12 protein-coding genes are annotated in these 23,504 nt (G+C 62.8%); 8 read left to right on the top strand and 4 right to left on the bottom strand.

The window, feature by feature from the left end:
- Position 1 precedes the first annotated feature (1 nt).
- From dsbG to Q9451_RS11275, 4 genes are all read left to right on the top strand, one after another.
- Positions 2-760, top strand: coding sequence for a thiol:disulfide interchange protein DsbG (gene dsbG / locus Q9451_RS11290; protein WP_012273392.1), 759 nt, complete (start codon positions 2-4; stop codon positions 758-760).
- A gap of 810 nt (positions 761-1,570) precedes the next feature.
- A protein-coding gene (locus tag Q9451_RS11285; protein ID WP_085985440.1) for an IS3-like element ISPpu22 family transposase occupies positions 1,571-2,721 on the top strand; the annotation gives its coding sequence in 2 pieces (ribosomal slippage) (positions 1,571-1,805 and positions 1,805-2,721; 1,152 coding nt in all).
- A 169-nt stretch (positions 2,722-2,890) separates the two neighbouring features.
- Positions 2,891-3,634: a hypothetical protein gene (locus tag Q9451_RS11280; protein ID WP_345960922.1), complete on the top strand. Its 744-nt coding sequence runs from the start codon at positions 2,891-2,893 to the stop codon at positions 3,632-3,634.
- Positions 3,634-4,335: an ATP-binding cassette domain-containing protein gene (locus Q9451_RS11275; RefSeq protein ID WP_012273395.1), complete on the top strand. Its 702-nt coding sequence runs from the start codon at positions 3,634-3,636 to the stop codon at positions 4,333-4,335. Before Q9451_RS11280 ends, Q9451_RS11275 begins: the two co-directional genes overlap by 1 nt.
- A 42-nt stretch (positions 4,336-4,377) precedes the next feature.
- On the opposite strand, the gene Q9451_RS11270 is transcribed toward Q9451_RS11275, so the two are convergent.
- On the bottom strand, positions 4,378-17,331 hold the full coding sequence (locus Q9451_RS11270; protein WP_012273396.1) for a non-ribosomal peptide synthetase: 12,954 nt from the start codon (positions 17,329-17,331) through the stop codon (positions 4,378-4,380).
- 305 nt (positions 17,332-17,636) lie between these two features.
- Between Q9451_RS11270 and Q9451_RS11265 the strand changes: the two genes are divergently transcribed.
- Complete coding sequence (locus Q9451_RS11265; protein WP_012273397.1) at positions 17,637-18,167, top strand: RNA polymerase factor sigma-70; 531 nt, start codon at positions 17,637-17,639, stop codon at positions 18,165-18,167.
- 53 nt (positions 18,168-18,220) lie between these two features.
- Here Q9451_RS11265 and Q9451_RS11260 read toward each other — a convergent pair whose 3' ends face one another.
- Both Q9451_RS11260 and Q9451_RS11255 read right to left on the bottom strand, forming a co-directional pair.
- The gene (locus Q9451_RS11260; RefSeq protein WP_012273398.1) at positions 18,221-19,234 is read right to left on the bottom strand and encodes a GNAT family N-acetyltransferase; all 1,014 of its coding nucleotides are present in this window, start codon (positions 19,232-19,234) and stop codon (positions 18,221-18,223) included.
- Between the two features lie 62 nt (positions 19,235-19,296).
- A complete protein-coding gene (locus Q9451_RS11255; RefSeq protein ID WP_012273399.1) occupies positions 19,297-20,097 on the bottom strand; it encodes a transporter substrate-binding domain-containing protein in 801 nt (266 codons plus the stop codon).
- Between the two features lie 171 nt (positions 20,098-20,268).
- Between Q9451_RS11255 and Q9451_RS11250 the strand changes: the two genes are divergently transcribed.
- Together Q9451_RS11250 and Q9451_RS11245 are read left to right on the top strand one after the other, a co-directional pair.
- The gene (locus Q9451_RS11250; protein WP_012273400.1) at positions 20,269-20,820 is read left to right on the top strand and encodes an exonuclease domain-containing protein; all 552 of its coding nucleotides are present in this window, start codon (positions 20,269-20,271) and stop codon (positions 20,818-20,820) included.
- Between the two features lie 73 nt (positions 20,821-20,893).
- Entirely contained in the window at positions 20,894-21,178 is a 285-nt protein-coding gene (locus Q9451_RS11245; RefSeq protein WP_012273401.1) for a pyrimidine/purine nucleoside phosphorylase, read from the top strand.
- A 142-nt stretch (positions 21,179-21,320) separates the two neighbouring features.
- On the opposite strand, the gene Q9451_RS11240 is transcribed toward Q9451_RS11245, so the two are convergent.
- Positions 21,321-22,016: an alpha/beta family hydrolase gene (locus tag Q9451_RS11240; protein ID WP_012273402.1), complete on the bottom strand. Its 696-nt coding sequence runs from the start codon at positions 22,014-22,016 to the stop codon at positions 21,321-21,323.
- A gap of 50 nt (positions 22,017-22,066) precedes the next feature.
- On the opposite strand from Q9451_RS11240, the gene ccoN reads away from it, so the two are divergent.
- The gene (gene ccoN / locus Q9451_RS11235; RefSeq protein ID WP_012273403.1) at positions 22,067-23,491 is read left to right on the top strand and encodes a cytochrome-c oxidase, cbb3-type subunit I; all 1,425 of its coding nucleotides are present in this window, start codon (positions 22,067-22,069) and stop codon (positions 23,489-23,491) included.
- The last annotated feature ends 13 nt before the right edge of the window (positions 23,492-23,504 follow it).

Here is a 23,504-nt window from a genome sequence, read left to right as displayed (position 1 = left end):
CATGCGATTGACTGCACTGCTGCCCCTGTCCCTGGCCCTGCTGGCCGCCCCTGCCCTGCAGGCCGAAGAACTGCCCAAAGCGGTTCAGCAACTGCAAGCCAAGGGGGCCGTGATCAAAGGCAGCTTCGATGCGCCAAACGGCCTGCGCGGCTACGCCGCCGAATACCAGAACAACGCCCTGGCCCTGTACCTCACCCCCGACGGCAAGCATGTGCTGGTTGGCAGCCTGTTCGACGAACAGGGTAAGGACCTTAGCGCCGAGCCGCTGGAGAAGCTGGTGTATGCGCCGATGAGCAAGGCAATCTGGGCCAAGATGGAAAAGACCGCCTGGATCGCCGACGGCAAGGCCGACGCGCCGCGCAAGGTGTATCTGTTCAGTGACCCGAACTGCCCGTACTGCAACATGTTCTGGGAGCAGGCACGGCCGTGGGTGGAATCGGGCAAGGTGCAGTTGCGCCATATCATGGTCGGTATCATCCGCGAGGACAGCCCAGGGAAGTCGGCGGCGCTGCTGGCCGCGAAAGACCCGGCCAAGGCCCTGCAGGAACACGAGAAGGCCGGCAAGGCCAGCACCCTGAAACCACTGGAGAAAGTGCCGGAGGCGGTGCAGCAGAAGCTGGCGGCCAACATGGCGTTGATGGAAGAGATGGGGTTGCAGGCGACCCCGGCAATTTTCTATCAAGACGAGCAAGGCAACCTGCAGAGTCAGCAAGGGGCACCGCGGCCGGAGATGCTTGGGAAGATACTCGGCAAACGCTGAGCCCCCATGACCTGAGGGCAAACGCAGATCCTGTAGGAGCGGCCTTGGGCACAGCGCAATACCTGGGGCGTTTACAACCCCTCCAGCTCGGCCATCAGGTCACTCAACCGGTCGACCTTGTCGTCATCCAGCGCACTGCCCTGCAGCCACTGCACATACACCCTGGCTACTCCATCGTGCTGCAATCGAACATCGCCCGCAGCGGCACATAGCACTGATCGCCCTCTGCAAGCGAAGAGCGTTCCTCTTCGCCAACTGCCAATGCTCGTTCACTCGACCACAACGAGCAAAGCCGATCAATCTCTCCAAAATCAGTCACACGGCGATTAGCGACCCCATATCCATGTCGCTGAAACAGCAGCTCTACACATTTAGAAACACTGATTCTACGCCACCCGCTGCTAAACAATGCCTCATCGCCTACCCCTATTGAACCACCCTCAAGAACAGCTTCAGAAAACTCGCATACTTGCCACAGCAATTTCGCATGACAAAAGCCGAAACCTCCTACATTAATAAAGGCAAAAGTAAACATAACCGACCAATACTAACTACATGTAAGACGCATCTGAAGAGCAGTCCTACAACAATAGCTTCCAACCAAACCACCCCAATCCACCAAATACACCCACCTACTCTGAAGCGCAATTGACATAGATCAATCGAACGCCTAAACCTCTTCATGCCCGCACTCTTTCGGGCAACAACAAAAACAAGGAGACACTATGGAAAATCAATATGGCATTATGAATCGCCCCTGGTTTCGTAGACACCTCCAAGCCTCATAATGAGGCCCAAATAGGAGGTGTCATGAGTCGTCAGCGTTACCCCGAAGAATTCAAAATCGAAGCGGTCAAGCAAGTGACCGAGAAAGGCAAGACTGTCGCCGATGTTGCCCAGCGCCTGGGCATGTCTGTTCACAGCCTCTACGCCTGGATCAAGCTCTACAGCAAACCCCAAGAGCAGCGTCAGCAAGACGATGAGCAGCAAGCCGAACTGCGCAAGCTTCGCGCAGAACTCAAGCGCGTGACTGAAGAGCGAGACATCTTAAAAAAGGCCGCCGCGTACTTTGCCAAGGAGTGCAACTGAAGTACGCCTTCATCAAGAAGCACTCGACGGATCACCCGGTGCGGCGCCTATGCCAAACCCTAAAGGTGCATCCCAGCGGCTACTACGCCTGGCTGACCGAGCCTCAATCTGCCCGAGCAAAAGAAGATCATCGTCTGCTTGGCTTGATCAAACATGCTTGGCTCGAAAGCGGAGGTGTGTACGGCTACCGCAAAATTCATGATGACCTGCGTGAGCTGGGAGAGACATGCGGGCGCAATCGAGTCGGACGCTTGATGCAGGCAGAGGGGTTGCGTTCGCAAACGGGCTATCGGCGGCGTCCAGGGTTTTACGGTGGAAAGCCAACAGTGGCCTCTCCCAACCATCTCGCGCGGCAGTTCAAAGTCAGTGAGCCGAATAAGGTCTGGGTAACCGATATCACTTACATCCGCACCTATGAAGGATGGCTGTACCTAGCGGTAGTCCTGGATCTGTTTTCCCGCCAAGTGATTGGCTGGTCAATGAAGCCCCGCATGTGCAGCGACCTGGCGCTTGACGCGATGTTGATGGCCGTGTGGCGCCGCAAACCACGGCAGCAAGTGATGATCCATTCAGACCAAGGCAGTCAATTCAGTAGCTCAGACTGGCAAAGCTTCTTGAAGGCCAACAATATAATCAGCAGCATGAGTCGGCGGGGAAATTGCCACGACAATGCCGTAGCCGAAAGCTTTTTCCAGCTTTTGAAGCGGGAGCGAATCCGACGAAAAATCTACGCAACACGTGACGAAGCCCGAAGTGATATTTTCGATTACATTGAAATGTTTTATAACCCAAGGCGCAGACACAGCAGTGCTATGCAGCTGTCGCCAGTAGAGTATGAGAAACGCTATTTTCTGAGCTTGGAGAGTGTCTAGGAAACCAGGGGCGATTCAAACAGTCAAACCTTTACTTCTGCAAATATTTTTCACCCAATTTATTCCTCCACATGAATAACGCAAGCCACCTCAACATCAAAAATACTTACTCCGAACACTTCCTCAATAAAATCATAAGCCGTCAGCTCTCCAGAATGGTCCCGTTCCCATGAATCTCTATTTAAGCCACCTCCTACTCAGCGCAAAAAAAATCACACGCATTATCAGGATCTTGATCACTGAGCACTTGAGAGAACCCACATCACTTCTATGGTCAGCACTTGCACCCTGTCTACTCTTCATCATTACAAGCCCAAAGCACACAACCTTAACCTACACTGCGTCAACTGCGTGGTTCTACTCATACATTTCAGCAAGTGTTGCCTTTTTTGGATTTAGTTTTTACTTGATCGGCAGGCGAGAAAGCGGCTTCACTCGCTCTTTCATATATCAACGCGGCGCAATAAAAATATTCCTGATTTCACACACACTCAGCTACTTAGTGCTGAGCACACTCTACGCCTTGCTTTTTTACCTATTGACCAAGCCGCTACGAGGGCACTACTTACTCCCTGAGCTTTTGTATCTGCTGGCATGCTTTTACACAAGTTATCTTATGTTCACCTGTATCGGCCTAGGGATCGCTGCACTGCCCATCAAGTTCAGCACTGCCAGCACGCTTTTTTCGCTCATGTCCTTTCTCATGCTGGTCTCTGGGTACACAGCTACCCTACAGGGCTACGACACGTCTCACCCGCTAACGCTGATCAACCCGCTCTATCTGAGTGTTCAGGTATTCCATGGCGAATTTTCACTTCTCAGCAGTTTCTTGACGGCTCTTTCAGCCTTTGCGGCCTGCACATACCTGACAGGACGACATTTTAGAACCCAACCCATATGGAGCCGCTACTAATGGATATACTAAAAATAACCGACCTTTGTTTCGGGTACAGCGGAACCACGCTGATGGACAATATCGGACTCAACATCAAACAAGGCGAAATGATCGGCATACTGGGCAAGAATGGCGCAGGAAAAACGACGCTATTCGACCTCATCTGCAACGTAAAGAAACCAATCCGGGGCGTCGTCACCAACTCATCCAAGCATCAGGCTTATTTAACCCAAATTCTTACCCCACCCCCTTTACTGCGCATGAATGAAGCGAGCAAACTTATCACCAGCCTAGCCCCCAATGACGCCCCCGATCACTTAGAAATACTTTCAAAACTGGCTCAATGGTCTCCTTCCCTGTCCAAACGATATGCAGAAATCGCTAATAAAAAAGCGTCCAACTGCAGTTATGGCGAGATTCGCAGCTACTTCACGCTGACCCTACTGCTTTTGAACAGTGACTTGATCATTCTTGACGAGCCCACAGCTGGGGTGGACCCTGAGTTCCGGCATTACATATGGCTAGGCATACACAACGCATGCCGGGAGGGCGCGTGCGTGTTGATTGCTTCACATTACACAGAGGAAATCACAAAAAATTGCCATCGCTTTTACATGCTCGCCAATAAACGACTGGAAGCGTTTGATAGTGGTGAACAGTTCATGGCTTGCCACGGCGCCGAATCGTTAGATGAGGCCTTTATCAACGCCGCGATCTAGGTACCGTGGCCACTAAAAAGGGGCGCCAAGCGCCCCTGCCGGTCAAAGGCCTTCCAACTCGGCCATCAGATCACTCAACCGGTCGACCTTGTCGTCATCCAGCGCACTGCCCTGCAGGCCCTGCACGTACTCGGCCAGTTCCTCCACAGTGCTGCACTCGAACATCGCCCGCAACGGTACGTTCAACTGCAATTGCTTCTGCACCCGCGAGGCAATCTGCGTGGCCAGCAACGAATGCCCGCCCAGCTCGAAGAAGTTGTCGTGCACCCCCACCCGCTCGGCCTTGAGCACATCGGCCCAGATACCCGCCAAGACCTCTTCCAGCTCATTGCGCGGCGCCTGGTAGGCCTGGCTGTGCTGGCCGCCAATGTCGATGGCGGGCAGCGCCTTGCGGTCCAGCTTGCCGTTGGCGTTGTGCGGCAGGCTGTCGAACCAGCTCCAGTGCAGCGGTACCATGTACTCCGGCAACTCGGCACGCAGGCGTTGCTTCACCTGTTCCAGCAACGCGGCGTCGGCAGCGATGCCCTGATGGGCCACCAGGTAACCGACCAGATGCTTGCCATTGACGCCCTCCTGCACGCCCACCGCAGCATCGCGGATTTCCGCCTGTTCGTGCAGGCGGGCTTCGATCTCGCCCAGCTCGATGCGGTAGCCGCGTATCTTCACCTGATGGTCGATGCGCCCGACGTACTCCAGCACACCGTCCGGGCGCTGCCGCGCCAGGTCACCGGTGCGGTACAGGCGCTCGCCCGGTGCACCGTATGGGTGAGGGATAAACGCCAACGCAGTACGCAGCGGGTCGCCGACATAGCCACGGCCAACGCCCGTGCCAGCCACACACAGTTCGCCCACCGCACCCAGCGGCACCAGCGCCTGGTCTTCACCAAACAGGTACAGGCGGTTGTTGTCGGTCGGCGTGCCGATGGGCAGGTAACTGCCTTGGGTCGACGCGGCATCGACACGGAAGAACGCCACGTCATCCGAGCACTCCGCCGGGCCGTAGGCGTTGACCAGGCCGATCTGCGGGTAGCGCTGCAGCCACTGCGCGGCCAGCTCCGGGGGCATCGCCTCGCCGGTCGGCAGCATCCAACGCAGGCCGTCCAGCGCCTGGTGGTCGCTGGCCAACATGCCCTGGATCAGCGACGGCACGCTTTCCAGCACGGTAATGCCGGTGGCCTGCACGTGCGCCAGCAGCCCCTGTGGGTCATGGGCGATGGCGTTCGGCACGATCTCCACCTTGGCCCCGAACAGCGGCGCGGCAAGGAACTGCCACACCGAAATGTCGAAGCTCTGCGAGGCAGTCTGGGCGACCACGTCCTGCTCGCTCAATGCCAGGTACGGCACCTTGCTCAGCTGGTTGTTGAGCATGCCACGCTGCTCGACCATCACCCCTTTCGGCAGGCCGGTGGAGCCTGAGGTGTAGATCACATAGGCAAGGTTGTCCGGGCCACTGTGGATGCCTGGGTTGTGGCTGGCAACCTGGCTGGCCTGGATGTCTTCCCACACCAGCAGCTGTGGCCTTGGCGCAACGTTCAGCTCAGCCAGCAACTGCCGGCCTTGCTCGGCACAGGCCGCGCTGCATACCAGCACCGGGGTACGGCTGAGCTGGATGATGCTTTGCAGGCGCGCGGCAGGCAGGCCCGGGTCCAGCGGCAAGTAGCCGGCACCGGCCTTGAAGCTGCCGACTATCATGCCCAGCAGCGGCAACCCGCGCTCGGCCAGCAGTGCCACCGGCTGGTCCACCTTCACACCGGCCCAGATCAAGGCATGGCCCAGGCGGTTAGCCGCCAGGTTCAGCCCGGCGTAGTCGTAGGACGCCTCCAGGCAGCGGGCCACGGTACGTTCCGGGTGCGCAGCCACTTGCGCTTCGAACTGTGCGATATAGCTCTGTTCCAGCGGATAAGCCCGCTCGGTGCGGTTGCAGTCTTCCAGCAGGAAGCGCTGCTCGTCTGCCCCCAGCATCGGCAGCTCGCTCACCTCGCCCTCGAAGCCTTGTACCAGCGCCAACAGCATGCGCTTGAACTCGGCCAGCAGGCGCTCGACGGTCGGGTAGTCGAAGTAGCGCTGGTCGAACGACAGGTGCAGGCCCAGGTCGTCGCCGGGGTAGCACACCGCCGTCAACGGGAAGTTGGTGTGGGTACGGCCCGAGTCGGAGCTGGCATTCAGGTGCTGGGCGTGGTCGAGCACGGCGGTTTCCACCGGGGCGTTCTCGAACACGAACAGGCTGTCGAACAGCGGCTGGCCCTTGGGCAGCTCGCTGCACTCCTGGATCGCCACCAACGGCAGGTATTCGTACTCGCGCAGTTCCATGTTGCTTTGCAGCAGGCCTTGCAGCCACTGGCGCACGCTGCGGCGCTCACCGGCTACCGGCAACTGCACGCGCAGGGCAACGCTGTTGATGAACAGCCCGACGGTGCGCTGCATCTGCGGCATGCTCACCGGGCGCCCGGCCACGGTTACGCCAAAGGCCACGTCGCGGTCACCGCTGTAACGCGCCAGCACCAGGGCCCAGGCCGCCTGGGCGAAGGTGTTGACGGTCAGCTGGTGAGCCTGGGCCAGTTCACGCAGGCGCACGCCATCGCTCACCTCCAGGCGGGTGTAGCAATCGCCGACCACCATGCCGCTACCCGCGTGGTCATGGCGCAGCGGGCGGTCACTTGGGATAGCCGTGGCGCGCTCGAAGCCGGCCAGGTTGGCCTGCCACCAGGCGCGTGCGTCGTCCAGGCCCTGGCGTTGCAGCCAGCCGATGTAGTCGCGGTAGCGCGGCGGCACCGGCAGTTGGGCCTGACGGCCTTCGCCAAGGGCCTGGTAGACCTCGAAGAAGTCGTTCATCAGCAGCGAGCGGCACCAGGCATCGATCAGGATGTGGTGGTTGCTCATCATGAACCAATAGCGCTCGTCGGCCACGCGCACCAGGCGCAGGTGGAACGGTGCTTCGCTGAGCAGGGCAAAACCGGCCTCGCGCTCTTGCTTGTGCAGGGCCTGCAGGCGCTGCTCCTGGGCGTCGTCTGCAAGGCCGCGCCAGTCCTGGTAGTCCACCGCCAGGTTGCCCGGTTTGTGGATGATCTGCAGCATCGCCTCGCCGCTGTTCCAGCTGAACGAAGCGCGCAATGCTTCATGGCGCGCCACCACGGCCTGCCAGGCCTGGGCGAAACGCTCAGGGTCCAGGGCGCTGTTGATGCGGTAGCGGTCCTGCATGTAGTAAAGGCCGGTGCCCGGCTCCAGCAGGGTGTGCAGCAGCATGCCTTCCTGCATCGGCGTCAGCGGGTAGACGTCCTCGATCTGCGCAGCCGGTACCGGCAGGGCGTCGATCTGCGCCTGCGTCAGATGCGCCAACGGGAAGTCCGAGGGGGTGAAACTGCCGTTGCCATCGGCCAGGCAATGCGCGACCAGCGTCAGCAACTCCTGACGATAGGCCTCGGCCAGCCGGGCAATGGTTTGCTGGTCATAGCGCTCGGCGCTGTAGGTCCAGCGCATTTGCAGGGCGCCGCCATACACCTGGCCATCGACGCTCAGCCAGTTGGGCAGCGGTGCGTCGAGGTCGTGAGCCAGGCCTGCTGGGGCCTCCAGTGGCTGGAACAGCGCGGTGCTGTCGAACTGCTGGTCGAACTGACCCAGGTAGTTGAAGGTGATACGCGCCTGCGGCAAGGCCGCCATCTGCTCGCGCCCGGCCGCATCGGCCAGGTAGCGCAGTACACCGTAGCCAAGCCCCTTGTGCGGCACCTGGCGCAGTTGCTCCTTGATGCGTTTGATCGAGCCGGCCCGCGCCGCGTCGTCCTCGCCTGGCAACGGGCGCAGGCTCAGTGGATAGGCGTTGGTGAACCAGCCGACACTGCGGGTCAGGTCCATGTCCTCGAACAACCCGTCACGACCGTGGCCTTCGAGCTGCACCAGCACTTCTTCCTCGCCACTCCAGCGGCACAAGGCACGCGCCAGCGCAGTGAGCAGCAGGTCATTGACCTGGGTGTGGTAGGCCGCCGGGGCCTGTTGCAGCAGTTGCCGGGTTTGCTCCACGTCCAGGCCGATGGCCAGGGTATGGGCGTGGCGGTGCAAGTTGCCACCCTGCGGGTGATCGCACGGTAGTTCGCGGCGCACGCCACCCAGCTGGCCTTGCCACCAGCCCAGTTCGTCGCGCAGCGAATCGCTGCCGGCGTAACTGGCCAGGCGTGCGGCCCAATCGCCCATGGCGTGAGTCTTGGTCGGCAGTGGCTGGCCACGGTACAGCGCCTGCAAGTCTTCCAGCAACACCCGCCAGGACACGCCATCGACCACCAGGTGATGGATCGCCAGCAACAGGCGCTGGCTGCCCTGCCCGTCACGCACCAGCAAGCCACGCAGCAGCGGGCCTTGTTGCAGGTCGAGGCTGCGCTGAAGGTCGGTGTACAGCGCCTGGCAGTCTGCAAAATCGGCCACGGTGGCGCTCCACAGCAGCTGGTCGCCAGCAGGCTGCGCGTACTGAGCCTGCCAGCCGCCCTGGGCCTCGCTGAAACGCAGGCGCAGGCTGTCATGGTGCTGCACCAGCGCAGCCATCGCTTGTGCCAGTGCGGCTTCGTCCAGCGGCTGGCGTGCCTCCAGCAGTACCGCCTGGTTCCAGTGCTGTGGCTGTGGCACTTCGCTGTCGAAGAACCAGTGCTGAATCGGCGTCAGGCCGGTCTGGCCCTGGCGCTGGCCCTGATCGATGCTGCTGGCGGCTTCGCTGTGCTGAACCACGGCCGCCAGGGTCTGGATGGTCTGGTGCTGGAACAGGTCGCGCGGGGTGAATTGCAAGCCGGCCTGACGGGCCCGGCTGACCACCTGAATCGAAAGGATCGAGTCACCGCCCAGTTCGAAGAAATTGTCCTGCACGCCAACCTGGGCAACGTTGAGTACATCGCGCCAGATCTGCGCCAGTTGCGCTTCCACCTCGTTGCCTGGGGCCTGGTACTGCTGGCGCGCCTGCTCCAGGTCCGGCAGCGGCAGCGCACGGCGGTCGAGCTTGCCGTTGCCCATCAGTGGCAGGCTGTCGAGCAGCACCAGGTGCGCAGGCACCATGTAGTCCGGCAGGTGCTGGCGGGCATCGGCTTTCACGGCTTCGCGCAGCAGGTTCTGCGCCTCGCTACCGGCGCTGGCCTGCTTGCACACCAGATAGCCCACCAGCTGTTTGCCACCCGGCAAGTCCAGGGCCAGTACCACGGCCTCGTCGACATCCAAGTGCGCCTGCAGCCGGCTCTCGATTTCGCCCAGCTCGATACGGAAGCCGCGAATTTTCACCTGCTGGTCGGCACGCCCAACGTACTCGACCAGGCCATCAATGCCCAGCCGCACCAGGTCGCCCGTGCGATACAAGCGGCCCCCTGCGGGGCTGAACGGGTCGGCGACAAAGCGCTCGGCACTAAGGCCAGGGCGGTCGTGATAGCCCTGAGCCAGCCCGGCACCACCGACATACAGCTCGCCAATACCACCTTGCGGCAACAAAGCCAGGTCCTCGTCGAGGATGTAGGCCGTGCGGCTTCCGATGACGCGGCCGATCGGCACGCTGCCAAGGTCCGCTGGCAACGCCTCTGGCGCCAGGCAGGCCAACGGCATGACCACGGTTTCGGTCGGGCCGTAGGCGTTGAAGAACTGCTGCGGGGCAAAGGCCTGGCGAATACGTTGCAGGTGCTCGCCGGTCAGTGCTTCGCCACCGGTAATCACCAGGCGCACCGGCAGTTGTTCGCCCTGCCCGCCCAGGTACTGCGCCAACTGGCTGCCGTAGCTGGGGGTAAAGCCCAGGATGCTCACCTGTTGCTCACGCACCAGTTGGCAGATGTCTTCGGCACCCCACTGCCCCTGGGCACGCAGCACCACGCGGGCACCACACAGCAGCGGCACCCACAAGCGCTCGCTGGCAGCGTCGAAGTTGATCGAATAAAAATGCAGCTCGCAATCATCGCTGCGCATGCCGAATGCGGCGATCACCGCCTGGCAGTGCATGGCGAATTCGCCGTGGCTGACCACCACGCCCTTGGGCTTGCCGGTGGAGCCGGAGGTGTAGATCAGGTAAGCCTGGTGCTGCGGCAGGTTGAGGTTGTCCAGCGGCGCATCGCTGTAGGCCGACAGGCTGGCAGCATCGTCTTCCAGGCTCCAGCGGGCGACGCCTTGCGGCAACTCACCCAAGGTTTTCAACAGCTCACGCTGGCTGATCAGCAAACCAATGCGGCTGTCTTCGATCATGTAGCGCAGGCGGTCGAGCGGGTACTCGGGGTCGAGCGGCACGTAAGCGCCGCCGGCCTTGAGAATGGCCAGGAGGCCGACGACCATTTCCAGCGAACGCTCCAGCGCCAGCCCTACACGCACCTGCGGGCCGACGCCGCGCTCGCGCAGGGCGCGGGCCAGGCGGTTGGCCTGCTGATCGAGTTCGGCATAGGTCATGTGCTGGCCAGCGAAAGTCAAGGCACCGGCCTGTGGCGTGCGCGCCGCCTGGGCGGCGAACAGGCCATGCAGGGTCTGATCGAGCTCGAAATCGTGCTCGCCCTGCAACTGGCCGACCAGCACCTGCTGCTCGGCGCTGCTCAGCATCGGCAGCTCGCACAGGCGCTGTTGCGGGTTGTCGAGCAGGCCAACCAACAGTTGCTGCCAGTGCTCGGCCATACGCGCAATGCGCGGCTCGTCGAACAGGTCACGGCTGTAGGTCAGGCAGCAGCCCAGGCGGCCGTCGAGGTCGGTCACCTCCAGGTACAGGTCGAACTTGGTGGCACTGGCATCGTTGACCAGGTAGTCGACCTGCATGCCGGCCAGCGTGCGGCTTTGCTGGAAGGCCCAGCGCTGCACGTTGCACATCACCTGGAACAGCGGGTTGTAGGCGCTGCTGCGCGGCGGCTGCAGGGCCTCGACCAACTGGTCGAACGGCAGGTCCTGGTGCGACTGGCCTTCGATGGCGGCCTGGCGCATCTGCTCCAGCAGCTCGCTGGCGGTCATCTGCCCGTCCAGCTCGCAGCGCAGCACCTGAGTGTTGAGGAAGGCGCCGATCAGGCCTTCGCTTTCCGGGCGGATGCGGTTGGCCATCGGTGCGCCGATGCGCAGGTCACGCTGGCCGCTGTAGCGGTGCAACAAGGCGGCCAGGGTAGCGGTCATGGTCATGAACAGGGTCAGGCCGCGCTGGCTGTTGAAGGCATGCACACGGGCGACCAACGCCGGGTCGAGCTCGAAGCGGTACAACTCGCCACGGTGGCTCTGCACGGCCGGGCGCGGGCGGTCAGCGGGCAACGCCAGCACCGGGTGCTCGTCGCCCAGGCGATCCTTCCAGTAGGCCAGTTGGCGGGCGCCCTCGCCGCTCTCCAGCCAATGCCGTTGCCAGACGCTGTAGTCCAGGTATTGCACAGGCAACGGCGCCAGTGGCGACTCACGGTCATCGACGAAGGCCTCGTACAGCTCGCCCAGCTCGCGGGCGAAGATGTCCATGGCCCAGCCTTCGGTGACGATGTGGTGCAGGGTCAGCACGAAGTAATGCTCGCGTTCCTCGGCTTTTACCAAGCAGGCGCGCAGCAGCGGACCGCGCTCCAGGTCGAACGGCTGGTGCGCCTGATCGTCGGCCAGTTGTTGCAAGCGTTGCTGGCGGGCATCGGCTGACAAGGCGCTGAAGTCTTGCCAGTCGAGGTGCAGGCCACTGTCTTCGGCCACGCATTGGTACGGCACACCATCGATGCTGGGGAAGGTGGTGCGCAGGGTTTCGTGGCGCACGATCAACGCCTGCAGCGCCCGCTCGAAGGCGTCCACATGCAGCGTGCCGCGCAAGCGAGCCATGCCGCCTACGTTGTAGGCCGGGCTGTCCGGCTCCATTTGCCAGAGGAACCACATGCGCTGCTGCGAGTACGACAGCGGTACCGCCTGGCGGCGGTCGACACGGGCGATGTCGCCTTGCAGGTTGCGTTCACCGGCGGCGCGAATGCGCGCGATCTCGGCACAGAAGGTGCCCAGCTCGCTGGCGTCGAACAGGGCCTTGAGCGGCAGCTCGACATCGCAGGCCTGGCGCGTGCGCGAAACGATCTGGGTGGCCAGCAACGAGTGGCCGCCGAGGGCGAAGAAGTCGTCCTGCAGGCCGATGCGCGGCACATTCAGCACTTCGCACCAAATGGCCGCGACCTGTTGCTGCAGCTCGGTTTGTGGCTCGACGTGTTCGCGCTGTTGCCAGACCGGGGCCGGCAGTGCCTTGCGCTCGACCTTGCCGCTGGGGCCCAGCGGCATCTGCGCCAGCGCGATGAGTTGCGCCGGCACCATGTAGGCTGGCAGTTGCTCAGCCAGCACGGCCAGCAAGTCGGCAGGCTGGGCGCTGCCACTGTAATAACCGACCAGTTGCGCGCCAATAGCGCCCTTGTGAATCAGCACCAGCGCCTGTTCGACTCCCGCTTGCGCCAGCAGGCAGGCCTGAACCTCTTCGGGCTCCACACGGAAGCCACGCACCTTTACCTGCTGGTCAAGGCGACCGAGGTATTCCAGCGCCTCTAGCTGAACTTGCCAGCGGGCGCGGTCACCGCTGCGGTACAGCCGCTGACCATTGCCGTCGGCCTGGGGCACGAAGCGCTCGGCGGTAAGGCCCGGGCGCCCCAGGTAGCCACGGGCCAGGCCCGCACCGCCGAGGTACAGCTCGCCCGGCACGCCTGGCGCAGTCAGTTCAAGCTCGTCGTCAAGTACGCGGCATAGCACGTTGCCCAGCGGGCGGCCAATCGGCGAGCGCTCGCCGTCCGCCGCCTGGCAGTGCCAATGGGTGACGTTGATGGCAGTTTCGGTCGGGCCATAGCGGTTGTGCAGTTGCACCTGCGGCAGCACTTGCAGCACGCGGTCACGCAGAGCGGCGGACAGCGCTTCGCCACCCGAGAACAACCGGCGCAGGCTGCTGCAGGCGCCCGCCTGCGGCTCCTGGATGAACACCTGCAACAGCGGCGGCACGAAGTGCAGTGTGGTCACACCTTGGGCCTGTACCAGTGCGGCAATGCGCTGCGGGTCGCGATGTTCGCCCGGCCCGGCAAGCACCAGCTTGCAGCCGGTGATCAATGGCCAGAAGCACTCCCACACCGACACATCGAAGCTGATCGGCGCTTTCTGCATCAGCACGTCGCTGTCGTTCAGCGCGTAGGTAGCCTGCATCCACTGCAAGCGCTCGGCCAGCGCCGCGTGGGTGTTGCCCACGCCCTTGGGCTGGCCGGTGGAGCCGGAGGTGTAGATCACGTAGGCCAGGTTGTCGCCGTGCAGGTGCAGGCCGGGGGCCTGGCTGGGCCAGCTGTCCAGGTGCAACTGGTCGAGGGCAATGGCGCTGACACCGGCGACCTGCGGCAGCTTGCCCAGCAGGCTGCTGTGGCTCAGCAACAGGCCGGCGTTGCAGTCGGCCAGCATGTAGGCCAGGCGTTCGGCCGGGTAATCGACATCCAGCGGCACGTAGGCGCCGCCAGCCTTGAGAATGGCCAGCAGGCCGACCAGCAACTGCGGCGAGCGCTCGATGGCAATCGCCACGCAGGTGTCGGGGCCGACGCCTTTGTCACGCAGGTAGTGGGCCAGCCGGTTGGCTTGCTGGTGCAGCTCGGCGTAGTCCAGGCTGCCGCCTTCCCACACCAGGGCGGTGCGCTGCGGGGTCAGGCGTGCCTGTTCATTGAGTTGCTCGACCAGCAGGTGCTGCGGTGCGGCGGCAGCAGCCTGGCCCCAACCCAGCAGCTGTGCACGGGCTGGCTCATCGAGCAACTGCACCTCGCCCAACGCCCGTTGCGGCGCACTGCACACTTGCTCCAGCAGCGCCAGCAGGTGCTGGGCCAGGCGCTTGACGGTACTCGCTTCGAACAGCTCGGCGGCATAGTCGAAGGCCAGGCTCAAGCGGCCCTGGTGGTCTTCTTCACTGTGCAGCTGCAAGTCGAACTTGGCTTCGCGGCTATGCCACGGCAGCTCTTCGGCCAGCAGCCCCGGCAGGCGGCGCAGCGCTGACAGGTCGCGTTGCTGGTGGTTGAACATGACCTGGAACAGGCCCTGTTCACGCGCCTCGGGCAGGGCTTCGACCAGCTGTTCGAACGGCAGGTCCTGGTTAGCCTGGGCTTGCAAAGTGGCCTGGCGTACCTGGGCCAGCAACTGGGTGAACGACTGGCGACCCTCGAACTGTGCGCGCAGCACCTGGGTGTTGATGAAGAAGCCGACCATGCCTTGGGTTTCCAGGCGCGGACGGTTGGCGTTGGGCACCCCGACGCGAATATCGGCCTGGCCGCTGTAGCGCTGCAGCAGCGCCTGCCAACCGGCCAGCAGGACCATGAACAGGCTGGCTTGCTGCTCACGGGCCAAGCCCTTGAGCGCGTCGCCGAGCTTGGCGGGCACCTTGAGGTTGAAGCGCGCAGCGCTGTGCTGGCGCTGGCTGGCGCGGGGGTGGTCGGTGCACAGGTCGAGCACCGGCAACTCATCGCCCAGCTGCGCCTTCCAGTGTTGCAGTTGGCGTTCGGCTTCACCGTCGGCCAGCCATTGGCGCTGCCAGGTGCCATAGTCGGCGTAACCCAGTGTCAGCGGCGCCAGGTTGGCCTCCAGGCCTTGGCAGCGAGCAGCGTACAGCTTGGCGAATTCGTCGAGCAGGATGTTCAGCGACCAGCCGTCGGCAACGATGTGGTGCAGGGTCACCCACAGCTGATGGTCTTCGTCGCCCAGGCGTACCAGGGTTACTCGCAGCAGTGGCCCCTGGGTCAGGTCGAACGGCTGACGGGCCTCGGCTTCTCGCTGCGCTACAACCTGTTCGGTCGAGTGCCCTTCCAGATCCAGGCGGTGCAGGCTGAACGGCTGCTGCGGCCTGATGCGCTGAAGCGCCTGACCGTTTTCCTCACTGAACACGGTACGCAGCGATTCGTGGCGCGCCACCAGTGCCTCGAAGGCCGCTTCCAGCGCCACTACGTCCAGCTCGCCACGCAGATGCAGGCCGGCCGGGATGTTGTAGGCCGCCGATTGTGGTTCCAACTGCCACATCAGCCACAAGCGGTTTTGCGCCAGCGACTGGGGCAACGCCTGGGCACGCGCCAAGGTGGCGATGGCTGCGGGGTGGGCACCGCCTTCGACGATGATTGCGCCGACGGCTTTGCTGTAGTCGGCCAGTACCGGCGCCTCGAACAAAACCCGCAGGTTCAGGTTGATACCCAGCTCATCGGCCAGGCGCGCAGTGGCCTGGGTAGCGGCAATGGAGTTGCCACCCAGCAGCAGGAAGTGATCATCTGCTGCCACCGCCTCTACCTTGAGGATGTCACGCCACACCGCAGCGATGCGTGCTTGCAGTTCATCACCGGCAGCTTCACTGGCAATGGCTTCGCTCGCTTCAGGGAAACGGGCATAGCAGTCCAGGCTGCCATCGTCCATGCGCAGGCGGCAGGCCGAGCGCTGCAACTTGCCGCTGGAGGTCTTCGGCAGCGCACCGGGGTTCAGCAGCAGGACCACGGCCGGGGCCTGGCGGCAGGCGTCAGCGATGACCTGGCGCAGGGTCTTGATCAGGTCCTGGGGCTTGATTGCCTTTTGCACGTTGCGGCTGATCTCCACCGCCACGCCGATGCCCTCCTCGCCCTGGTGCTCGACAGCGAACACGGCCACGCGGCCTTTGCGCAGCACTTCGACTTCGCGCTCGAGGGTTCTTTCCAGGTCCTGTGGGTACAGGTTCTGCCCACGCACGATCAGCATGTCTTTCAGGCGCCCAGTCACGAACACCTCGCCCTCACGCATGAAGCCAAGGTCGCCGGTACGCAGCCAGGTCTGGCCGTCCATTTCGACGAACGTACGGGCGCTGGCCTCAGGGTTGCGCCAGTAGCCCAGGGCAATGCTCGGGCCACCGGCCCAGACTTCGCCAACCTGGTTGTCGCCCAGCACCTGCAACTGCTGCGGCTCGACGATGCGTACGGCGTGCCCAGGCTGCGGGTAGCCGCAGCTCATCAGTACGCTGCCTGTGCCCGGCTCGGCGCGGTTGGCAGCGAAGGCGTCGGCATCCAGCTCCAGTGCTGCAATGCCCTGGCCACGGCGGCTGCCACTGACGAACAGGGTGGCTTCGGCCAGACCATAGCTGGCGAAGAAGCTCTGCGGGTCGAAGCCGCAGGCCTGGAACTTGTCGGCGAAGGTCGCCAGGCTGTCCTGGCGGATCGGCTCGGAGCCGGAATAGGCCACGCGCCAGCGGCTCAGGTCGAGCCCGCTGAGCGAGGCCTCGCTGACCCGCTCGCTGCACAGGCGGTAGGCGAAATCCGGGCCGCCGCTAATGGTGCCGCCATACTCGCTGATGGCTTGCAACCAACGCAGCGGCCGGGCCAGGAAGTAACCTGGCGACATCAGCACGCAGGGCACACCACTGAAAATTGGCTGCAACAGGCCGCCAATCAGGCCCATGTCGTGGTACAGCGGCAACCAGCTGACGATCACATCGTCGGGGTTGAGGTCGATGCCGAAGCCACAACGGATCAGCTGCTCGTTGGCCACCAGGTTGCCATGGCTGACCTGCACGCCCTTGGGCAACGCGGTGGAGCCGGAGGTGTACTGCAGGAAGGCAATGTCATCCCCCTTCAGCGCGGGCGCCTGCCAGCTCGCGGCCAGCACCGGGTCCAGGCCGTCCACAGCCAGCAGCTCGGGCGCGTTGTCTGCTGCCAGTGCCTCCAGGCCTTGCAGGCTGTCATGCAAGGCCGCCACGGTCAGCAGCAGGCGCGGTTCGGCGTCGTCGATGATCGACAACAGGCGCTCCTGATGGTGCTGGCGTGCCGATTCCGGCGGGTAGGCCGGTACCGCGATGACGCCCGCATACAGGCAGCCAAAGAACGCCGCCACGTAGTCCGGGCCACTGGGGAACAGCAGCACTGCACGGTCGCCGAAACCGGCACGGGCCTGCAAGGCGGCGGCGATGGTGCGCGCACGCTGGTCGAGGTCCCGGTAGCTGAGCACGGCCTGCTCGCCGGGGGCGTCGGCCAGAAAGCGCAGGGCAATCTTGTCCGGGGTTTGCGCGGCGCGTTGCGCCAGGGCCTGGACCAGCGAGAGCGGGAGTTCGAAGGCGTCCGTCATGGGGTGTTCCTGCCAGTGTCTGTTGGGGCGTGCCGGCTGCTCCGCGAACGTGGGCGGGCAGCGAATGGCGACCGAGGATGTACACAGGGGAACGGATGGGCGGGGGCAGAAATTAGCGAGGATTGTGCGGTGGCAGAAGGGGCCGGGGTGAACGATTTCACACGGCGGCCTTAGAATTGAAAGATACAGATACTAATTACGTTTCGTATTTGACAATCATTATCATTCTGAATAGTTTGTCGCACGTCGTAGGAAGCTTCCTACTTTTGGGTGCTTCCTTTCCCCTCTGTGACAAGGTGATTTCCATGGCGGAACAACTATCCACAAGTAAGTGCGATTCACCATTACTGCAGGCCTTCGTCGACAACCGCAGCATCCTGGTCAAGATCGCCGCACGCATCACCGGCTGCCGCTCGCGTGCCGAAGATGTGGTGCAGGACGCCTTCTTTCGGCTCAGCGCCGCCCCGCAGATCACATCGTCTTTCAAGGCGCAGCTGAGCTACTTGTTCCAGATCGTGCGCAACCTGGCCATTGACCATTACCGCAAGCAGGCGATGGAGCTGAAGTACTCCGGCACCGAGGAGGAAGGCCTGAATGTGGTCATCCAGAACGCCTCGCCCGAAGCAACCCACATCAACCTTGCCGCGCTGGACGACATTGCCGAGGCGCTGAACGAACTGCCGCAGCGTACCCGCTATGCGTTCGAGATGTATCGCCTGCATGGCGTGCCGCAGAAAGACATTGCCAAGGAGCTGGGCGTGTCGCCGACACTGGTCAACTTCATGATCCGCGATGCGCTGGTGCACTGCCGCAAGACCGCCAATCGGCAGGCCTGATCAAACAGGGTTTTCTTCTTCGCGGGCATGCCCGCGAAGAGTCCATCTCGGTATCAAGCCAGCTTGCAACGATCGAAAAACCGCTCCCGCCCCAGAATCATCAGCGCCGCCCGCTTGTGCGGGAAGTCGAACGCCTTGTCGCAATGGAAGCACTGGTCGTGCATGTAGCCGATCATCTTGCCGTTGTCTGCGCGCGGCTCGGCTACCACCCGCTGGGTGCGCGGGTCATCCAGGAACAGGTAGTGCACCAGCGCCGATAGCCAGCTGGCCACCTTGTGCGGCCCTCGATGGCTCTCTTCCCCCACCAGCATATGGATACCACGGTCGTAGTCATCGACCGGGTAAAACGGTGCAATGCGGTCTTCCTTTGCCCAGTACGCCTCGAAGTAGGCAAACGGCTCATCATCGAAGCAGCCAATCAGCGTCAGGGTATGCGGGTCGGCTTCGAGCTTGCTCAGGTACTCATGATGTTGTGCAAGGGTGCCACCTTCCTGCCAGAACGCCTCCACACGCGGGTTGTTCTGCCAGCGGTTGAAGCGTTCCAGGTCGTGTTCGATCTCCAGCGTGCGCAGCGACACCCAGCTACCCAGGCGTGCATCGAAGCGCCGGTATACCTCGCCACGGGGCTTAGGTGCGCGGCGCGGGTGGCGCTTGCCATTGCTGATCTGCATCTGCTGCGGGTACACCGCTGCCACCGACTCACCCAGCCAAGGCTGTGGCAACTGCCAGAACAGCGCCCGCTCGCACAGGTACTGGCCGGGCTGCTCAGCCAGCAACAGCAAGCCACTGGCCAGCGCCTGGGGCTGCACCTCGGGCAAATGCCAGACCAGGCGCTGGCAGGCCGTGTCGCGGGACAGCAACCAATAGCAGGCCGCCCACAAGGCTTGATACGGGCGCTCGGGGCACAGCCGATCAAGGTGGACGTGCAGGGTGGCGCCCGCCTCGAGGCGCACTTGGATCAGCGGGCGGCCTTCAAGGGTGAGGCTCAGCCAGCGGTCACCCTCCTCGGCACTGAGACTGCGCCAACGTGGCGGTGACTGGGGCTGCGAAGCGGCATCGAACGGCATGGGCTTGACTCACGAAAATGAAGAAAGGCTCACTGCTGAGAACGTTGCCGCGTTGCGTGAATTTAGTCGCTGGGGGCCGTGACCGTGATGCGGTAGGGCTCGAAGATCCGCGCCAGTTCACCGCTGTTACGCAGGTCACGCAGCAGGCCGGCGAACGATTGCTCGCCAATAGGCGCTCCCGGGCGCAGCAAGGCGTAGTGGTGATAAACCTGGTCAATGCGTTGCGAAGGCACCAACTGCGCCTTGCTCGCTGGGTTGCGCGCGAGGAAATCGCTGAGGTAGGAGCGCGTGACCAGGGCGATATCGGCGCGGCCCGCCTGCACCATCAGCAGGTTGCTGTCGTGGGAATAGGTCAGGGTCGCGTTGTACGTCTTGCGCAGGTAGTCCGGGTCGGGGTTGAAGCTGGCGAAGGCGTAGTGGTAGCCATTGAACAGTGCCAGGCGTTTGCCGCGCAGGTCATCGAAGTAATGCGGGTCGCTGCCATTGGCCTGGCGGGCGACGAACACTTCGGCGTCCTCCAGGCCCATGTCCACGGTTTGGTGGGCAATCTGCTCCCAGCCCCATTGCGGGTTTTCGAAAATCGCCATGTCGGTGCGGCCTTGCTGGAAGTCACCAAACCGCCGCTGGATGGACGTGGGCACCAGGACAAAGTGATAACCCTGCTGCAAGCGGTTGAGCGCGTCGACCAGCTGTGGCAGCAGGCCGGTGTCGGCCCCCTGTTCGGGGCGCACCGTGTAGGGCGGAAAATGCGCCGCGCCAATCTTCACCTCGACAGCATCGGCAGCCCATGCTGGTGCCGCCAACCCGAACACGGCCAGCTGGATCAGGGTGGACAAGGCCTTTAGGCCGGGCGCTGGAGTCAAGACGGACACTCATCACGGTTCATGCCTGGGTCCGCTTAAGCTAGGCGTTTTCCGGGTGCGGCACAACTGCTGGCGCCCGCTCTTTGTGCCAAAGCAGGCGGCAAAATGCCATAGGGTGCCGGATGCCTTGAGTTTGGCTACGCTCTAGCAGGATCTGCAAGGGAGCCTGGTATGGGCCATTGGTTGGTGATCGACCTGGAAGCCACCACCGATGAAGGTGGTTGGCCGGTCACAGAGATGGAAATCATTGAAATAGGTGCAAGCCTGGTCACCCGCGAAGGCCGCGAGGTCGACCATTTTCAGCGTTTCGTCAGGCCACGGCGGCGGCCGCAACTGACCCCTTTCTGCCGTGAGCTGACCCACATCAGCCAGGCAGACGTGGACAGTGCCGCGCCGTTTCGCGAGGTATGGGCAAACGTCGAGCGATGGCTCGGACACCACCGTGGGCAGCTTCAGGCCTGGGTCAGCTGGGGCGACTACGACCGCCAGCAGTTGCACCAGGAATGGCAACAGCATGGGCTCGACAGCCTGCTGCGCACATTGCCGCACATCAACCTCAAGCAACGCTTTGCCAAGGCCCGCCACTTGCAGCGCCCAACCGGCTTGAACGGCGCCCTGCAACTGGCCGGCATGCACTTTTGCGGGCAGCAGCACCGGGCCCTGGAAGATGCGCGCAACACGGCGCGGCTACTACCGTTGACCCTACCCGCCAACAGCCCCTGAAAGCAGATGACGAGGCCTGTGGGCTTGGGCATACTGGCCAGCCCTTTTTCATCCCCCTCTTCAGGAGTCGCCCATGTTCCAGGTCAACGAGTACTTCAACGGCACCGTCAAGTCGATCGCATTCGCGGGCGAAGAAGGCCCCGCCACTGTCGGCGTCATGGCCCCGGGCGAATACGAGTTCGGCACTGCCAAGCGCGAGATCATGCACGTGGTATCGGGCGCGCTGACCGTGAAACTGCCGGGTAGCGACAACTGGGAAACCTTCAACGCGGGCGACAAGTTCAATGTTGCCGCCGACAGCAAGTTCCAGCTGAAGGTGAAAGTCGATACCGCCTACCTGTGCGAGTACCGCGACTAACTGTTCGCTATTGGCACGCTCGTTGTAGGAGCGGCCTTGTGTCGCGATAGGGCCGCACAGCGGCCCCGGCAATTTACGCTGCGAAGCTGAAAACCTGGGGCCGCTTCGCAGCCCTTTCGCGACACAAGGCCGCTCCTACACGTCATATGCCTGCCAAGAAACTGGCCACTCGCTGCGCCGCCGCCTGCAAATGCTGCTCATGGCTGAACCCCGAGGCCTTCAACGGCTTCAAGTCATGGTCCCCCGCCGTTAGCCAGCTCACCTCGATCGCCGGCGACAACGCATACCCCGCCACCGCCTCGCGGTTACCCAGCGCATCCCGCTCGCCCTGCACGATCAAGGTCGGGGTCTTCAACGCTGCCAAATGCTCCACCCGTGGCTTTTCGGGTTTACCCACCGCGTAGAACGGATAGCCCAGGCACACCAGCGCGTCCGTGCCCAACTCGTCGGCCAACAGGCTCGCCATGCGCCCACCCATGGACTTGCCGCCCACGGCCAGCTTGCCCGCGACCAAAGGTCGCACCTGCCGGTACACCTCGCGCCAGCATTCCAGCAACACCTTCTGTGGGTTGGGCGGCCGCTTGCCGCCGGTAACCCTGCGCTCGGCCATGTACGGGAACTCGAAGCGCACTACCGCAACCCCAAGTGCCGCAAGCCTTTGCGCCATGTCGTCCATGAACCCGCTGTCCATCGGCGCACCCGCGCCATGGGCCAGGATCAGGCAGCCCTTGTAGCCGTCTTTACCCTGAACGCGCGGAGGATCGCAGCGCAAGCCTGGGACATTTGCGACCTTCGCCCATTGATCCCCGTCAATACCGGCACTTTGCCCATTAATCATGCTTGCCTCGCTGTAAAGCCTGCCAAATAACCGTGGATGGGAACCCATACATGAACACAACCAGCAGTACCGCCTATAACTACAAGGTGGTCCGCCAATTCGCCATCATGACGGTGGTGTGGGGAATCGTCGGGATGGGGCTCGGCGTCTTCATCGCCGCCCAGCTCGCCTGGCCTTCCCTCAACTTCGACCTCCCCTGGACCAGCTTCGGCCGCCTGCGCCCCCTGCATACCAATGCGGTGATCTTCGCGTTCGGCGGCTGTGCGCTGTTTGCCACCTCCTATTATTCGGTGCAACGCACCTGCCAGACCACCCTGTTCGCACCGGGCCTGGCCGCGTTCACCTTCTGGGGCTGGCAACTGGTGATCGTGCTGGCGGCCATCAGCCTGCCGCTTGGCTACACCAGCTCCAAGGAATACGCCGAACTGGAATGGCCGATCGATATCCTGATCACCATCGTCTGGGTGGGCTACGCCATCGTGTTCTTCGGCACGCTGATGAAGCGCAACACCAAGCACATCTACGTGGGTAACTGGTTCTTCGGCGCCTTTATCCTCACCGTGGCGCTGCTGCACATCGTCAACAACCTGGAACTGCCCGTCAGCCTGACCAAGTCGTACTCGGTCTACGCCGGCGCCACCGACGCCATGGTGCAGTGGTGGTACGGCCACAACGCGGTGGGCTTCTTCCTGACCGCAGGCTTCCTGGGGATGATGTACTACTACGTGCCCAAACAGGCCGAACGCCCGGTGTATTCCTATCGCCTGTCGATCGTGCACTTCTGGGCCCTGATCACCCTGTACATCTGGGCAGGCCCCCACCACCTGCACTACACCGCCCTGCCCGACTGGGCACAGTCGCTGGGCATGGTGATGTCGCTGATCCTGCTGGCACCGAGCTGGGGCGGCATGATCAACGGCATGATGACCCTGTCGGGCGCCTGGCACAAACTGCGCAGCGACCCGATCCTGCGCTTCCTGGTCGTATCGCTGGCGTTCTACGGCATGTCCACCTTCGAAGGCCCGATGATGGCCATCAAGACGGTCAACGCCCTGTCCCACTACACCGACTGGACCATCGGCCACGTGCACGCTGGCGCCCTCGGCTGGGTCGCCATGATCTCGATCGGTGCGCTGTACCACACCATCCCGAAAGTGTTTGGCAAAGAGCGCATGTACAGCCTCGGCCTGATCAACGCGCACTTCTGGCTGGCCACCATCGGCACCGTGCTGTACATCGCCTCGATGTGGGTCAACGGCATCGCCCAGGGCCTGATGTGGCGCGCGGTCAACAGCGACGGCACGCTCACCTACTCGTTCGTGGAAACCCTGGTGGCCAGCCACCCAGGCTTCGTCGTGCGCTTCGTCGGCGGTGCGATCTTCCTCAGCGGCATGTTCCTGATGGCCTGGAACACCTGGCGCACCGTGCGTTCGCCAGCGCTTGACGTCGCCCCTGCGAACGCCCAGTTGGCTTGAGGAGAAACGCCTG

Source organism: Pseudomonas sp. NY8896, assembly GCF_039634505.1.
This window is presented reverse-complemented; position numbering and strand designations above follow the sequence as displayed.